The sequence below is a fragment of the Bacteroides sp. RCH18 genome, assembly GCF_058231005.1.
Window position 1 is genome coordinate 787429 of record NZ_JBIPTC010000002.1, and the last position, 14499, is coordinate 801927.

Below are 14499 nucleotides of genomic sequence, written 5' to 3' on the forward strand. Positions count from 1 at the left end.
CGGTTATTTATTTCTGTTGATAATCTCTTTGGCAAGGGCGAGATGGTTTTTGGCACCGGTAGAGTCCGCATCATAAAGAATGGTCGGGATACCGTAGCTGGGAGCCTCGCTCAGTTTCACATTTCGCTGGATCACGCTGTTGAAAACTAATTCCTGGAAGTGTCTTTTCACTTCGTCGTAAATCTGGTTTGCCTGACGCAGACGTGAGTCATACATCGTCAGCAGGAAACCTTCGATTTCCAGAGCGGGATTCAGTTTTGACTTGATGATTTTAATCGTATTCAGCAGTTTGCTGATGCCTTCGAGAGCAAAATACTCAGCTTGCACGGGGATGATCACGGAGTCGGCTGCCGTCAGGGCATTGATGGTGATCAGTCCGAGTGAAGGAGAACAATCTATCAGAATATAGTCATATTCTTTCTTCAAGGGTGTGAGCACTTCTTTCAGTATCTTTTCGCGGTTTGGGAGGTTCAGCATTTCAATCTCTGCTCCTACAAGATTGATGTGCGAAGAGATCACCTTCAAAGAGTCGATTTCTGTGTCAAGAATAGCGTCCTGTACATTGGCTCTGTCAATAATGCATTCATAGATAGTGCATTCCGACTGCTTGATGTCCACTCCCAGGCCGGAAGAGGCATTTGCTTGCGGGTCTGCATCTACCACGAGTACTTTCTTTTCAAGTGTAGCAAGTGACGCTGCGAGATTAATCGTAGTCGTGGTTTTTCCTACACCCCCTTTTTGATTGGCCAAAGCAATTATTTTTCCCATATACTCTAAATTTATTGGCAGCGAAATAAGTGATAATTCCTTAGAGCGCCTACGAAAAAAGAGAAACTTTGCATTTTCTGTTGATAAGTCACCGGTTTTGTTAATAACTGCCGGACGAAACAGTTCCGAAACCTGGTTGATTTTATCATCATACTTTCTCTGTTTGAGCTTGCAAATATACATATTTATATTGGATATCTATTTCTTTTTTTACTCGCTTGCAGAAGATTAAGATTTGTAAACGGGTGTATATTCGTCAGATAGCGATGTGATTAATATGATATTCGGAGATAAGCGGTTGGCAGTACGGTTACTTTTTGCTACTTTTGTGCGAACATTAAAAAGGAAAGGATTGAATATATGGAAAGTAAGAAGCCGTTGATCCTCGTTTCGAATGACGATGGTGTTATGGCTAAAGGTATTAGTGAATTGGTGAAGTTCCTTCGTCCGTTGGGGGAAATTGTTGTAATGGCACCCGACTCTCCGCGCTCCGGCAGCGGCAGTGCATTGACGGTGACTCATCCGGTTCATTATCAACTGGTCAAAAGAGAAGTGGGACTGACTGTGTATAAATGTACAGGAACGCCGACCGATTGTATCAAGCTGGCATTGGGCTCAGTGCTCGACCGGAAGCCTGACCTGATCGTAGGCGGTATCAATCATGGAGATAATTCCGCTATTAACGTGCATTATTCGGGAACGATGGGAGTGGTGATTGAAGGCTGTCTAAAGGGAATTCCCTCGATTGGTTTTTCTCTGTGCAATCATCGGCCCGACGCTGATTTTGAACCTTCGGGTCCTTATATACGCAAGATAGCTGCCATGATATTGGAAAAAGGACTGCCCCCGTTGACTTGTCTTAATGTGAACTTTCCCGATACTCCCAACCTCAAAGGAGTGAAGGTTTGCGAACAGGCAAAGGGATGCTGGGTGAATGAATGGGTAACTTGCCCCCGTCTCGATGACCATAATTACTTTTGGCTGACCGGTTCATTCACCGATCATGAACTTGAAAACGAGAATAATGATCATTGGGCGCTGGAAAACGGATATGTGGCTATCACGCCAACGACAGTCGATATGACTGCTTATGGCTTTATAGATGAACTGAATGGCTATTGTCAGCAACTGGAATTCTGACATACGCATTGTGCTGATTTCAAATTTCAAAACTCCTAATTCAAAATTCCCATGAAGTACTATCTGATTGTCGGTGAAGCTTCCGGAGACTTGCATGCGTCCCATTTGATGACGGCCCTCAAGGCGGAAGATCCTCAGGCCGATTTCCGCTTTTTCGGCGGAGATCTGATGGCTGCCGTCGGAGGAACGATGGTGAAGCATTATAAAGAGCTGGCGTATATGGGATTTATTCCAGTACTGCTTCATTTGCGTACAATCTTTGCAAATATGAAACGTTGCAAGGAAGATATTGTGGCCTGGAATCCCGATGTGGTGATCTTGGTCGATTATCCCGGTTTCAATCTTAACATAGCTAAGTTTGTGCATTCCGAGACACAGATTCCTGTCTTCTATTATATTTCTCCGAAGATATGGGCATGGAAGGAGTACCGCATAAAGAATATCAAACGTGATGTGGATGAACTTTTCTCCATTCTTCCTTTTGAAGTGGAGTTTTATACTTTGAAACACCGGTATCCTATACATTATGTAGGAAATCCTACGGTAGATGAAGTGACTGCCTATCAGAAAGCTCATCCCAAAAATCCGGAAGCATTCATGGCGGATAATAATCTGGAGGATAAACCGGTAATCGCACTGTTGGCGGGAAGCCGGAAACAGGAGATCAAGGATAATCTGCCGGATATGCTGAAAGCTGCTTCTGCTTTTCCCGATTATCAACTGGTACTGGCCGGTGCTCCCGGTATCGCTCCGGAGTATTACAAACAATATGTAGGGCAGGCTAAAGTGAAAATAATCTTTGACCAGACCTATCGTTTGCTACAACATGCGGAGGCGGCTTTGGTCACTTCGGGTACGGCGACTCTTGAGACAGCCTTGTTCCGTGTTCCTCAGGTGGTTTGTTACTATACACCGATTGGAAAAGTGGTTTCGTTTTTGCGTCGTCATATCTTGAAAGTGAAATTTATTTCACTAGTCAATTTGATTGCAGACCGTGAGGTCGTAAAGGAGTTGGTTGCAGATACAATGACAGTCGGAAATATGCAGAGTGAACTAAAGAAACTGATTGAAGATCAGGAGTATAAGAATCGTATGCTTGCCGAGTATGAGTATATGGCAGATCGGTTGGGGCCTGCAGGTGCTCCCCAGCATGCTGCTCGCAAAATGCTTGAACTGTTGAAAAAATAACTTTCTTTTTCTGAATAAACGTAAAGCCGGTGCAGTAAATGCCCGGCTTTTTAATTTATATAGCAGAAGAATTAAAAAGAGAGGAATAAATATGAAAAAATTTAATTGGCTTTTAGTAATGTTATTGCTCGCATTGGTACCTGCGCTGCAATCATGTGACGACGATGGGTACTCAATTGGAGATATAGGATGGGATTGGGCTACAGTTCGTGCCACCGGTGGCGGTGGTTATTATCTGGAAGGTGATCGTTGGGGTATGATTGATCCGGTGGCCAGTTCTATTCCTTGGTACAAACCGGTAGACGGTGAACGAGTAGTTGCTTTTTTCAATCCTTTGGCTGATACGGATAAGGGTGCTCAGGTAAAGATTGAAGGAATTCAGGAAGTGTTGACAAAAGAGGTGGAAGATATGACGGCTGAAAATGAAGAGGAATTCGGTAATGATCCTATCGTGATTTATCAAGGAGATATGTGGCTGGGAGGAAAGTTTTTGAATATCATCTTCCATCAGTATTTGCCTCGTTCTGAAAAGCACCGCATCAGTCTTGTACAGAATAAGATAGAACCGGAAGCTCCGGAAACACCGGAAGCTTTGAATGTGGATGAAGATGGGTATATACATCTGGAATTACGTTACAATACGTATGATGATGTAACTGGATACCGGGGATGGGGACGAGTTTCTTATAATCTGGAAGAGTTCTATCCAACGGCAAAAGATGCAGCTGAAACAGAATTTAAAGGATTTAAGGTGACTATTAATTCAAAAGAAAATGGAGAAGGAAGAGTGATCGTTCTTGATTTGGATCATCCGGTAGGCGTTCCGGAAAAAGCGAAAGATGTGCATTCTACTTCTTTTGTTAAATAGCAAAACTTTTATAAATAACTAAACCTAAACCTTGACGAACACTGTGTGTGAAAAAAAAAGGTCGGAAGTGCTTCAAAGCGGCTTCCGACCTTTTATTTTATTTATTCTGTTATTAAAACCAAGTTAGTGCATACAGATAAAAGACTGCTGCCGGTATAGCCATCAAAGCACTGTCGAAACGGTCGAGCATCCCTCCGTGTCCCGGAAGAATGGTCCCTGAATCTTTAACGTGCAGCTGGCGTTTCAGTAATGATTCTGTCAGGTCGCCCCATGTTCCGAAAACGACAACGACTAAAGCGAGACCTGCCCATTCCCACATCGACATAATCGTGAAGTAATGTGCCAAGACAAAAGAAGCTCCGATAGCTACTACTCCGCCGCCGATGGAACCTTCCCATGATTTTTTAGGAGAGATACGTTCAAACAAGCGGTGTTTGCCAATTAATGAACCGACGCAATATGCACCTGTATCACTCAGCCAAAGGAATATAAAGATAGACAATGGCAGGATCGGATTGTAGCTTACGCTGCTATATTCCGGGTCAGTATGAAATGCCAAGACATTAAGCAATGCAAACGGCAGACCTATATAAAGCTGGCTGAGCATGGAATATGCCCAGTTAAGCATTGGGTTTGACTTTTTCAGATACAGCTCGCTGATCATCAAATAGAGTAGCAGCAGCAAATAAGGAATGAAAATCTTGGAGTCGGCTGCATCGATACAGAATCCCATCACTGCGAGGAACAAGTAAGCTCCTCCCAGCATGATAATGGTTTTGTTTACGTTGACTCCTTCTGCACGGCTGTTGATTAACTGTCCGAATTCATAGATCGTCAGTGCACTGATCGCCATGAACAGAATGCCGAAGCTGAAAGAATTATAGAGTATACATCCCACCAGAATGGCGACAAAGAGTATACCCGTAATGGCCCGTTTTATAAAATTACTAATCAAAATCTTCGTGTTTTAATTATTTAGATTCGGTAGTTTGTTCTTCCTCATTGGATTTTGCTTCTATAGTAACTTTTCCTTCTACGGTTACTTTTTTTCCTTCCGCAGTGATTTTCGTTTCTGTAGTTGCTTCTTCCTGAGCAGAATTTTCAGCTTCCTCTTCTTTGATTTCTTGTTCTTCCGCTTTCAGTTTCTCGGCAAGTTCTCTTTCCGCTCTGGCAGCGTCCTGGCTTTCTTTGGCAGCCATGATTTCTTCCGAGCGGGATGCCCACGGACGTTTACCGAAAATACGTTCAACGTCTTCGGCAAAGATCACTTCTTTGTCGATCAGTAACTGAGCCAGTTCATTGTGTCCTTCCATATGTTCGGACAAAATCTTCTTGGCACGTTCATATTGCTCGTTCACCATCCGTTTCACTTCTTCGTCGATAAGTTCGGCTGTCTTTTCGCTATACGGGCGGTTGAAAGAATATTCCTCATTATTATAATAGCATAAGTTGGGGAGCTTGTCACTCATGCCTAAATAAGCAATCATGCCGTATGCTTGTTTGGTAACCCTTTCGAGGTCGTTCATAGCGCCGGTAGAGATGCGTCCGATAAACAGGTCTTCGGCTGCACGTCCTCCAAGAGTGGCGCACATTTCGTCAAGCATTTGCTCTTTGGTAGTGATCTGACGTTCTTCCGGCAGATACCAGGCGGCGCCCAATGCACGTCCGCGGGGAACAATCGTTACCTTGATCAATGGATTTGCATATTCCAGCAACCACGAGATAGAGGCGTGTCCTGCTTCATGCAAGGCAATCGAGCGTCTTTCCGCTTCTGTGGTAATCTTGGTCTTCTTTTCCAGACCACCGATGATACGGTCTACCGCATCCAGAAAATCCTGCTTGCCTACAAATTTCTTTCCGTGACGGGCTGCGATCAAGGCAGCTTCATTGCAGACATTCGCAATGTCCGCACCGGAGAATCCCGGAGTCTGACGTGCCAGCAAATCTACATCTACTGTATCGTCTATCTTGATCGGACGCAGGTGTACGCCGAATACTTCTTTACGTTCGTTAAGGTCGGGCAGGTCTACGTGTATCTGACGGTCGAAACGTCCGGCACGAAGCAATGCCTTGTCAAGTACGTCCACACGGTTGGTAGCGGCAAGGATAATCACACCACTGTTGGAGCCGAAGCCGTCCATTTCAGTCAGCAACTGATTCAGTGTGTTTTCACGCTCATCATTTCCACCCATTGCAGGGTTTTTGCCACGAGCACGGCCTACCGCGTCAATTTCGTCGATAAAGACAATGCAAGGAGCTTTTTCTTTAGCTTGCTTGAACAGGTCACGTACGCGGGAAGCACCTACGCCGACAAACATTTCTACGAAGTCGGAACCTGCCAGCGAGAAGAACGGAACGTTTGCTTCGCCGGCAACAGCCTTCGCAAGCAATGTCTTACCGGTGCCCGGAGGGCCTACGAGCAATGCGCCTTTGGGAATCTTACCTCCCAGGTCAGTATACTTCTGAGGTTCTTTCAGAAACTCTACGATTTCTTCTACTTCCTGTTTGGCTTCCGCCAGGCCGGCTACGTCCTTGAATGTAATCTTGATGGAGCCTCCCTTTTCGAAAAGCTGGGCTTTGGATTTTCCTACATTGAATACACCGCCGGCACCGCCGCCGCCACCGCCGCTCATACGACGCATGAAGAATATCCACAGGGCGATTAATAAAACCAGTGGAAGAATATTAATCAGGATTGCCGGGAAAATATCCGAATCGGCAGGATAATCCGCGATTCCGTCAAAATGACCGGCTGCTTTTTCGTCCTGCAGAAATTTATCCAGTCTGTCCTTAGAAGGAGGGTTACTGGTAATAATCGGGTTTCTTCCCACTTTGGTGGAGTCCGCACCGAATATTGCACCTACGGCATTCGGTTTGACATGAGCTTCGAGAGTTTTCTCAGAGCCCAGTACTTTGCTGATGTAGCCGTTAGTGACATACTTCTGGAAGTCGCTGTAAGGAACGACTTTACTTCCGCTTCCTCTTGAATCGCTGCTCCACCAAAGGCCGAGAAGCATGAGGGCAATAATCATATATAACCAGTTCAGATTGAACTTAGGCATATTCACCTTATTATTAGGCTTATTGTTATTGTTGTTAGTATTATTGTTGTCCATAATTGTGGATTAGTCTAAATCGGGGATTTGAGTAAGTTTGGCGTCAGCCCAGAGATGTTCAAGATTATAGAAGGACCTTACTTCCGGCAGAAAGACATGTACAAGTACATCGGAATAATCCATCGCCACCCATTCTGCATTTCGAAGTCCGTCGATTGCAGTCGGTTTGCTGTTTGCACCTTCACGGGCAAACTCCTTGACAGAGTCTACAATGGCACTTATCTGACTAGGGGAATTCCCCTGGCATATAACGAAATATTTGCAGATGGTATCTTCTATACTGGTTAAATCAGCAATAATGATGTTTTTACCTTTTTTTTCCTGAATTCCCTCTTTAATTTTTTCAATTAATATTTTCGTATCGTTCATTCCTGTAATTGAAATTAATAATTCATGTTCTCTTTTGGTTTATAACAAAAAAGGATTACCCTTTGTTTCTGATTATAAACGTGATATTTTTGACAAATATACGGTGATTTATTGGATACAAGAAAGTTATGACTTAATTTTTGTGTTTTTTAGGGGAGATGCTTCTACTTGAAGGAGCAAAATGAGAGTTTTTGCAAAAAAAATAGCAGAAATGTTTGCAATTCCCAAATTATTTGTATCTTTGCACCCGCAAACGAAAATCATTGGGCTATGGTGTAATGGTAACACTACAGATTCTGGTCCTGTCATTCCTGGTTCGAATCCAGGTAGCCCAACAAACCACCAGCTTTTTAATGACAAAAACCCGCTAAAACTGCAATTTTAGCGGGTTTTTTCATGCTTTGACAAATGCCACCCGAAAAAAGTTGACGCTAATTCGGTGACAAATTCGGTGACACGATTGCTCTTTTTTGATATTTTTTTGAGTGATTCTCAAAAAAAACAACGATGAACCAAAAAAAGCAAACTTTCAATGTTCTTTTCTGGATAAGGAAAGGAAGAACGAATGAAAAGATGTCACCTCTTTCATGTCGGGTTACGATCTCGGGACAAAGATACGAAATTCCCACGAAACTACATCTACGTCCTGAGTCATGGTCGGCGGTTGCGCAAAAGTCGCTCGGGAAAACCGCTAATGATAAAGAAGTCAATCGGTATATCGAGGATTTGAAGATCACGATTGAGGATACCATTGCCAAAATCAGGCAGAAAAGCTATCCCTTGAACATTGAGAATTTCAAACTCATGTTCCAGACACAGGATAATGAGTTCTCTACGATCAGCACACTGTTCGACTACCATGAAATCATGGAGAAAAAGAATCTCCGTACCAGTACATTTATTGGCTATCACGTCACGAAAAAACATCTGCTCAATTTCATACGCATCAAATACCACGTTTCCGATTATGACCTGGCTGCTGTTGACAAAGCATTCGTTTATGAATTTTACGCCTATCTTCAAGGGTATAGGAGGGAAGGGGATACCGTATGCGCAGTCAATGGTGCATTAAAGCATATCCAGCGTTTCAAAAAGGTGATGAATGTAGCCTTGCAAAACGAATGGATAAGCCGAAACCCTGTTTGCCTGCTCAATGCCAAGAAAACAAAAGTGGAAAGGGGATTCCTCTCCGAAAAGGAACTGAAAAGCCTTGAGGAGGTCCCTTTGCCCGCCAACCTGTCTATCGTGAGAGATGTCTTCATTTTTGCTGTATATACAGGCCTGTCCTATGTCGATATAGAGAACCTTACCAATGAAAATATTAATGTCGGCATAGACAAAAGCCTGTGGCTTAGCTACTATCGGCAAAAAACTGACATACACGCAATACTGCCTTTATTACAACCTGCCGTTAATATATTAAAAAGGTATGAGGCATATCACGAAGGAAAACGGAACAATCATATATTCCCCGTGCCACTCAATCAGGTGATGAACAGATACTTGAAAAAGGTGGCCAAGCAAGCGGGAGTAGATAAGAACATCACGTTTCATATGGCCCGGCATACGTTCGCCACTACTATTACCTTGTCTCATGGCATACCGATTGAAACCGTATCGAAAATGCTTGGACATACCAGTATCAAGACGACGCAAATCTACGCTAAGATTCTGGACACAAAAGTGATGGACGACATGGCGGCCCTTAAGGAAATGTACGCCCGGAAAGAATCACAAGAATCACCCAACAATAAAGCAGCAAACGAATGAAAACAACCGCAACCCTCATCCAGCAAGCCCTGGAACAAAAAGCAATCGACAGCATGATAGCATACGAACGGAACCTCATCTCCGAACAGAAGATGGGGAAAGCGCTCAATGACGCACTGCAGCACTATGGCAACGTCGAAGGACACCGCAGCATTGTCCTCAAAGGATGGATTATAAAAACGATCTACGCCCTGAAAAGCAACCAACTGAATGATCTCGACCGAATAGCTTTCAAATACATAAAAAATGAATATTAATCCCTATAAAGAAGTAGAACAATGAAAACAAAGAACAATAGCATGAAAATCATGAAAACCGAAAGTACAGCCAATGAACAGGAACGGAAAGAAGCGAAGTACAAGCCCGTTACCCCCGTCATACTCGACAATGTCTCCGAAGATGTGACATTTATTCGCTCTGCAGATGTGTGTAAGCTACTCAATGTCAGCAATTCAACATTGAGAAACCTGCGTGCAGCGCAGGCTATTCCCTTCTACAAGCTGGGCGGAACGTTCCTATACAACAAAGAAGAAATCATGAATTATCTGGCATCCAATTACAGCAAAAGAATATGAGCAAGAACGGTTTTTCATACTACAAAGCGGAAACGGACCGCTTTCAGGACATTAAGATAAAGCGTCTGAAAAAGAAATACGGATGCGACGGATACGCTGTCTACCAATACGCGCTGAATGAAATCTACCGGGTGGAAGGCGCATATATCCGCTGGACGGAAGACCAGCTCTTTGACTGTGCCGACTACTGGGACATGGACGAAGCACGGGTGAAGGAGATCATCGGTTACTGTGCCGAAGTATGCCTGTTCGACCCCGTGATGTGGAAGACGCAATGCATACTGACCTCACGTGCCATTCAAAGCCGATATCTCGATATCTGCAAGATCAGCAAGAAGAAATCATACATACCGCTCGAAATCCTGCTTGTAGAACCGGAACAGCCGATGAGGGAGCCTGTAGCGATGCCACTCTTCGAAGGCGGGGCCGGGGCGGCGGAACACGATACACCGAATCAGGCAACATTGGCCGAACAAAAATTCCGGAGTACTCCGGAAACTTTCCAGAATACTCCGGAAAGTTCCGGAAACATTCCGGAAAAAACAGACAAAGAAAAGAAAATAAAAGAAAAACAAAGAAAATCCTCCTCTACTCCCCCGCAGCCTTCCGGAGCGCTTACGGAGGAGGAAGCAAGAGTTTTACTTTCTTCTACCGTATTGGGTGAGGACCGTAACTCCCAACCGGATATCGCCAGGCATCAACCGCCACAGGCGGATGCGAAGGCGGAGGAAGAGAAACAGCGCAATCCGCAGGGGCTGATAAACACGCTGCGTCCCTACAATCTGTCGCAAAGAGAGCTGGAGGAGGTACTGCAGCTCTCACGGCATGGAGAAATCGGAAATCCTGTCTGGTCTATTCTTGCCGAAATGCACGGAAACAAACGTCTCAAAATGCCGCGTCTATTCCTGTTGAAGCGACTGCGGGATGCAATGGGACTAGTGGCCGGAGGAAACCCGGGCGGTAAAGCGAAAGAAGCCTCCTGATTGATCACTCAAAAGAACGAAAAACAATGAACGAAAATACAACAAAAGAAACGCTGTACTATCCCCGCAAAATGCGTATAGGATGGTGCGTGGCTCATGAAGTGACAGCCGCAGGCGTCAAGATCGAGCGTTACGGAATCAAGTGCCGGACGTATGCCGAAGCATTCGACAGGGCGGCGAAACTGAATAATGAAAATCGGGCCGGCAAAACGGCTGTTAATGAATCGGCAAGTGAAGGAGGCGGGCAATTATGAGCGAAAAAGTGAGCATCCTCACGCTACGGCTGACAGCCGAAGAGGCCGCACAGATGGAAGTGCTCAAATCCATCACCGGAAAGAAAAGCGGCAGTGAAGCGATAAAGTACATCGTGAAGGAATACCCCCGATTCTGTGCCCACTACAAGCAGGAGGCACGGGAGAAGGGAGAATTGCAACGCAAGTACCAGGATCAGAAAATCGCTGTGGGAGATTTCCTCAAAGCATTCGAAAGATTGCAGCAGACGATGGGGGATTACCGGAAGTAGAGCATCCTGCCGATGTCAGTCGAAAAGGTGATAGCTGATTTCTCCGGAAGAAGATCTCGATCTGAATAAAAGTGATAGCAGATTGTTTGTCCAGGAACAGCTGCCGGCGAAAATTCTGCTATCATAACGAGTGAGATATCGGGATGATCAGGTGTAGATCCTGCCAGGTGTGTGATAGCAATCCGGCAAGCCGGACCACAAGCGACAGCCTATGCGATGGTAGCCCATGTGGTGTGTACTCAATCGTTTTCAATGCCCGGTGCGGTTTCGCTCTGCCCGGCACTTGCTGCCGGGACAAGGCTCAATCCGCTACCTTCCTGCGTCTGAACGACAGAAACAGGCAGTCGGTCCGAAGTGCAGCCATGCGGTACGGGGTTCCCGTGTTTATCGCAAACGCATTTGTTCTACGGAAGTCAGCGCCCTTCGCCGTCCTCCGGGCGCGTGCGGTCGTGATGCTGCGTGCGCGGTGTGCTTCCGGTGTTTCTATCCTGCTGCAGCTTTTGCGCGGAAAATCCATAATAGGCAATTATGTTTAATAAGTTGCGGAACCGTTCCGGATTCCGCCCTTTTATTAAACATAACAGCGCATTATGGATATTCCCGCTGTTTGGGTAGTTTCCCGTTTCTCGGTACCGGGCTCAAAGTTACCCCTTGCGGAACATTACCGCCTCCACACAGCCGCCCCGTAGCTTCTCACATGGGACGGCGGCTGTCCCCGACCACCGCCCCGAAGTTACTCCCGTCTTTCCGTTCCTCCTTCGGACTGCGCCTGTCGGCGTGCCCGGCTGACTGTTTCCACCCTGCGGCATACCGAAGTTTCTCGGCGGGGCGTGCCGCCCCGCTCCGCGGAGCGGACGGCGAAGCCGACCGCCGAAAGTTGTGACATTTGCGCCATTGTCACAACTTTCAGCCTTTGACAAGCATATATAACTATATCTACTCAGTTTCCGGATGACAACTACACATTAAAAGCCTTACCTTTACGACTGTAAACCAATATTCCGAACCATGTATACAAACGTACACTCACAAAACAACTATCAAGCCAACCTGAGTAACCGAAGTTATGGCTTTAAAGAGCTGGCCGTACTTTACTTCCCCAATATAGCCCCTGCCTCTGCGAGTATCCGCCTTAAACAGTGGATAAAGGATGACGTAGAACTATTGGGATCACTGGAAGAAACCAACTACCACCTCAGCAACCGTATTCTCACCCCTAAACAGAGAGACCTTATAACCACCACTTTCGGTTCACCCTTCTGACCCCATAGCGCAGCCACTCCCACGGCTACAGCCCGACACCCCTTTGGTGGGGGAACGCCCTGCGGCAAGGGGGGCGACCACGCCCACCGACTGAGCGCCTCCCCCAAAGGGGGACGGGAGGGGGGTAGATGAGAAATACACAACTAGAAATTACTCACATAATCACCCACAAAACAATGATCAAACAAAGAAACATCTCTCTCATTGTGGTGCATTGCACCGCCTCCCGCTGCACCAGTGATCTCACCCCGTCCGCCCTCGACGCCATGCACAAGCGGCAAGGCTTCACCGAATGCGGCTATCATTATTACATCACAAAAGACGGCCGGATACACCACATGCGCGACATTACCAAGATCGGCGCACACGCCAAAGGCCATAACAGCGAATCCATAGGAATCGCCTACGAAGGAGGTCTGAACGCATCAGGCAAAGCAACCGACACACGTACCACCGCACAGAAACAAAGCCTTGAAACGCTCCTGCGCTTTCTGTTACTCACCTATCCGGGAGCAAAGGTCTGCGGCCATCGTGATCTGAGTCCCGATCTCAACCATAACGGGATCATAGAACCATGCGAGTATATCAAAGAATGTCCCTGCTTCAATGTCCGGACCGAATACGGTTGTTTAATGGAAAATGGAGAATGGAGAATGGATAATGTACCATGCGGTATATAAGCGCATGAAAGCGTAGCCAATTATTCATTGCTCATTATCCATTATCCATTCACCCTACCTTTGCCGGGAACAATTAAAAAGGAGGTCAATATGAAACCATTTTGGAGAAACACGTTGCGAGTATTGAAGGTGATCGGTAAAATTTTCGTTTGGCTGACCGGAGCGGATAGCCCGGTCAACGATAACGAGAAGAAGGACTAACTCCTGTAATACCCGGCAATGGGAAAACCCCTGTTTTGAGGGCTGCGGACATACCCCGCAGCCCTTTTTTCATGTACATAAACGCATCATGCATCACATATCATCATAGATAAGAATGCACGCCCGCAGCCGCCCGCGCGTATATATAACTTTGCCCGCAGAATGAATCATTAATCACTAAACACTAATAAACATGGCAATTCAAGTAAAAGCATCCTTGCGTAAGAATCCGCAGGACAAAAAAGCAGCCGGAAAATACTACGCTCAGGTAGTTCTTGCTCCGGAAATGACACAGAGACAAATCATCGACCAGATCGCTGACCGTTGTACAGTAACTGGCTCAGACGTGAAAGCGGTGCTGGACGCATTGATGACAGTTATCAAACGTAACCTAGCCAACGGTTCTCCTATTCGCTTAGGCGACCTTGGCTCATTCCGTCCTTCCGTTTCGGGTATCGGTAGCGAAAATGTGGATAAGTTTACGGCAAGTAACGTGAAGAAAGCCCGCGTGATCTACGTACCTTCTGCAGAAATCAAGGAAGCGGTAGCAATGTATGCTTTCTCTAAGGTTGGCGCGACTGCCGAAGGCGGGAATACCGAAAAGCCCGGTGGAGGGGATATCGACAACCCCGGGGGCGGAGACGAAGAAGCACCAGACCCGACAGTTTAAAGCGGTCATCCGCTACGTATCAGTAACCATTTGAAAAGAAAGCCTGATGAACAGAAAAAGTTCATCGGGCTTTCTTCGTTTTCAGCTGTTAGAGACTGTCTGCAGGGCTTGCGGAATATATCAGGAGTTTTTCAAAAAATGTCTGACGTTTTTTAGAAAACTCTTGTTGTTTTCTTGGAGATGTTTTTCGCAATTTCAGGCATATAGCTGACTGTTTTCTTTCTGATTGGGTGTTCTTCTATCCATAAATAAACGCAGGAAGAGGAATAGAAACGCTGTTATCTATAAATTTATAAAGAGGTATTTTTGTTCTACCCCCCTCCCGTCCCCCTTTGGGGGAGGCGCTTAGTCGGTGGGCGTGGTCGCCCCCCTTGCCGCAGGGCGT

At 45.9% G+C, this 14499-nt stretch carries 17 protein-coding genes and 1 tRNA gene; 14 read left to right on the forward strand and 4 right to left on the reverse strand.

Annotated elements, in window-relative coordinates:
• Window positions 1–3: 3 nt before the first annotated feature.
• The gene (locus ACHLI0_RS18455; RefSeq protein WP_016269488.1) at window positions 4–768 is read right to left on the reverse strand and encodes a ParA family protein; all 765 of its coding nucleotides are present in this window, start codon (window positions 766–768) and stop codon (window positions 4–6) included.
• 360 nt (window positions 769–1128) lie between these two features.
• On the opposite strand from ACHLI0_RS18455, the gene surE reads away from it, so the two are divergent.
• From surE to ACHLI0_RS18470, 3 genes are all read left to right on the forward strand, one after another.
• Entirely contained in the window at window positions 1129–1908 is a 780-nt protein-coding gene (surE, locus tag ACHLI0_RS18460) for a 5'/3'-nucleotidase SurE (protein ID WP_008764237.1), read from the forward strand.
• 51 nt (window positions 1909–1959) lie between these two features.
• Window positions 1960–3096 carry a lipid-A-disaccharide synthase gene (lpxB, locus tag ACHLI0_RS18465; RefSeq protein ID WP_055216517.1) on the forward strand — a complete coding sequence of 379 codons (1137 nt, stop codon included), beginning with the start codon at window positions 1960–1962 and terminating at the stop codon, window positions 3094–3096.
• A 91-nt stretch (window positions 3097–3187) separates the two neighbouring features.
• Window positions 3188–3964, forward strand: coding sequence for a NigD1/NigD2 family lipoprotein (locus ACHLI0_RS18470; RefSeq protein WP_008764239.1), 777 nt, complete (start codon window positions 3188–3190; stop codon window positions 3962–3964).
• A gap of 112 nt (window positions 3965–4076) precedes the next feature.
• Here the strand turns inward: ACHLI0_RS18470 and ACHLI0_RS18475 are convergent, their stop codons facing one another.
• From ACHLI0_RS18475 to rsfS, 3 genes are read right to left on the reverse strand one after another with little or no spacing between them, the layout of a single operon-like run.
• Window positions 4077–4919 (reverse strand): phosphatidate cytidylyltransferase, encoded by an 843-nt coding sequence (locus ACHLI0_RS18475; RefSeq protein ID WP_196069235.1) that lies wholly within the window; start codon window positions 4917–4919, stop codon window positions 4077–4079.
• A gap of 16 nt (window positions 4920–4935) precedes the next feature.
• Window positions 4936–7080 (reverse strand): ATP-dependent zinc metalloprotease FtsH, encoded by a 2145-nt coding sequence (ftsH, locus tag ACHLI0_RS18480; protein ID WP_221647222.1) that lies wholly within the window; start codon window positions 7078–7080, stop codon window positions 4936–4938.
• 9 nt (window positions 7081–7089) lie between these two features.
• Window positions 7090–7449 (reverse strand): ribosome silencing factor, encoded by a 360-nt coding sequence (gene rsfS, locus ACHLI0_RS18485; protein ID WP_221647223.1) that lies wholly within the window; start codon window positions 7447–7449, stop codon window positions 7090–7092.
• A 264-nt stretch (window positions 7450–7713) separates the two neighbouring features.
• Between rsfS and ACHLI0_RS18490 the strand changes: the two genes are divergently transcribed.
• The 11 genes from ACHLI0_RS18490 (at window position 7714) to ACHLI0_RS18540 (ending at window position 14114) form a co-directional block, all read left to right on the forward strand.
• A tRNA-Gln gene (locus tag ACHLI0_RS18490) sits at window positions 7714–7784 on the forward strand.
• A gap of 172 nt (window positions 7785–7956) precedes the next feature.
• On the forward strand, window positions 7957–9219 hold the full coding sequence (locus tag ACHLI0_RS18495) for a site-specific integrase (protein WP_490749790.1): 1263 nt from the start codon (window positions 7957–7959) through the stop codon (window positions 9217–9219).
• Window positions 9216–9476, forward strand: a complete 261-nt coding sequence (locus ACHLI0_RS18500; protein ID WP_117578836.1) for a hypothetical protein — start codon at window positions 9216–9218, stop codon at window positions 9474–9476. The genes ACHLI0_RS18495 and ACHLI0_RS18500 overlap by 4 nt, the downstream gene beginning before the upstream one ends.
• A 21-nt stretch (window positions 9477–9497) precedes the next feature.
• Window positions 9498–9794: a helix-turn-helix domain-containing protein gene (locus tag ACHLI0_RS18505; protein ID WP_117578837.1), complete on the forward strand. Its 297-nt coding sequence runs from the start codon at window positions 9498–9500 to the stop codon at window positions 9792–9794.
• Window positions 9791–10777: a DUF4373 domain-containing protein gene (locus ACHLI0_RS18510; RefSeq protein ID WP_490749791.1), complete on the forward strand. Its 987-nt coding sequence runs from the start codon at window positions 9791–9793 to the stop codon at window positions 10775–10777. Before ACHLI0_RS18505 ends, ACHLI0_RS18510 begins: the two co-directional genes overlap by 4 nt.
• A gap of 26 nt (window positions 10778–10803) precedes the next feature.
• Window positions 10804–11031, forward strand: a complete 228-nt coding sequence (locus ACHLI0_RS18515; RefSeq protein WP_490749792.1) for a hypothetical protein — start codon at window positions 10804–10806, stop codon at window positions 11029–11031.
• On the forward strand, window positions 11028–11300 hold the full coding sequence (locus ACHLI0_RS18520; RefSeq protein ID WP_490749793.1) for a hypothetical protein: 273 nt from the start codon (window positions 11028–11030) through the stop codon (window positions 11298–11300). The genes ACHLI0_RS18515 and ACHLI0_RS18520 overlap by 4 nt, the downstream gene beginning before the upstream one ends.
• A 226-nt stretch (window positions 11301–11526) precedes the next feature.
• Window positions 11527–12183, forward strand: a complete 657-nt coding sequence (locus ACHLI0_RS18525) for a hypothetical protein (protein ID WP_490749794.1) — start codon at window positions 11527–11529, stop codon at window positions 12181–12183.
• A 125-nt stretch (window positions 12184–12308) separates the two neighbouring features.
• Window positions 12309–12563, forward strand: a complete 255-nt coding sequence (locus tag ACHLI0_RS18530) for a DUF4248 domain-containing protein (RefSeq protein WP_008764272.1) — start codon at window positions 12309–12311, stop codon at window positions 12561–12563.
• A 176-nt stretch (window positions 12564–12739) separates the two neighbouring features.
• Window positions 12740–13243: an N-acetylmuramoyl-L-alanine amidase gene (locus ACHLI0_RS18535; protein ID WP_258901728.1), complete on the forward strand. Its 504-nt coding sequence runs from the start codon at window positions 12740–12742 to the stop codon at window positions 13241–13243.
• Window positions 13244–13637: 394 nt separating this feature from the next.
• On the forward strand, window positions 13638–14114 hold the full coding sequence (locus ACHLI0_RS18540; RefSeq protein WP_011109078.1) for an HU family DNA-binding protein: 477 nt from the start codon (window positions 13638–13640) through the stop codon (window positions 14112–14114).
• Window positions 14115–14499: the final 385 nt, after the last annotated feature.

Bases quoted from the DNA above. Each gene is read 5' to 3' on its own strand.
- ACHLI0_RS18455 (WP_016269488.1), bottom strand. From the start codon at position 768: ATGGGAAAAATAATTGCTTTGGCCAATCAAAAAGGGGGTGTAGGAAAA.
- surE (WP_008764237.1), top strand. From the start codon at position 1,129: ATGGAAAGTAAGAAGCCGTTGATCCTCGTTTCGAATGACGATGGTGTT.
- lpxB (WP_055216517.1), top strand. From the start codon at position 1,960: ATGAAGTACTATCTGATTGTCGGTGAAGCTTCCGGAGACTTGCATGCG.
- ACHLI0_RS18470 (WP_008764239.1), top strand. From the start codon at position 3,188: ATGAAAAAATTTAATTGGCTTTTAGTAATGTTATTGCTCGCATTGGTA.
- ftsH (WP_221647222.1), bottom strand. From the start codon at position 7,080: ATGGACAACAATAATACTAACAACAATAACAATAAGCCTAATAATAAG.
- rsfS (WP_221647223.1), bottom strand. From the start codon at position 7,449: ATGAACGATACGAAAATATTAATTGAAAAAATTAAAGAGGGAATTCAG.
- ACHLI0_RS18495 (WP_490749790.1), top strand. From the start codon at position 7,957: ATGAACCAAAAAAAGCAAACTTTCAATGTTCTTTTCTGGATAAGGAAA.
- ACHLI0_RS18500 (WP_117578836.1), top strand. From the start codon at position 9,216: ATGAAAACAACCGCAACCCTCATCCAGCAAGCCCTGGAACAAAAAGCA.
- ACHLI0_RS18505 (WP_117578837.1), top strand. From the start codon at position 9,498: ATGAAAACAAAGAACAATAGCATGAAAATCATGAAAACCGAAAGTACA.
- ACHLI0_RS18510 (WP_490749791.1), top strand. From the start codon at position 9,791: ATGAGCAAGAACGGTTTTTCATACTACAAAGCGGAAACGGACCGCTTT.
- ACHLI0_RS18515 (WP_490749792.1), top strand. From the start codon at position 10,804: ATGAACGAAAATACAACAAAAGAAACGCTGTACTATCCCCGCAAAATG.
- ACHLI0_RS18520 (WP_490749793.1), top strand. From the start codon at position 11,028: ATGAGCGAAAAAGTGAGCATCCTCACGCTACGGCTGACAGCCGAAGAG.
- ACHLI0_RS18525 (WP_490749794.1), top strand. From the start codon at position 11,527: ATGTGGTGTGTACTCAATCGTTTTCAATGCCCGGTGCGGTTTCGCTCT.
- ACHLI0_RS18530 (WP_008764272.1), top strand. From the start codon at position 12,309: ATGTATACAAACGTACACTCACAAAACAACTATCAAGCCAACCTGAGT.
- ACHLI0_RS18535 (WP_258901728.1), top strand. From the start codon at position 12,740: ATGATCAAACAAAGAAACATCTCTCTCATTGTGGTGCATTGCACCGCC.
- ACHLI0_RS18540 (WP_011109078.1), top strand. From the start codon at position 13,638: ATGGCAATTCAAGTAAAAGCATCCTTGCGTAAGAATCCGCAGGACAAA.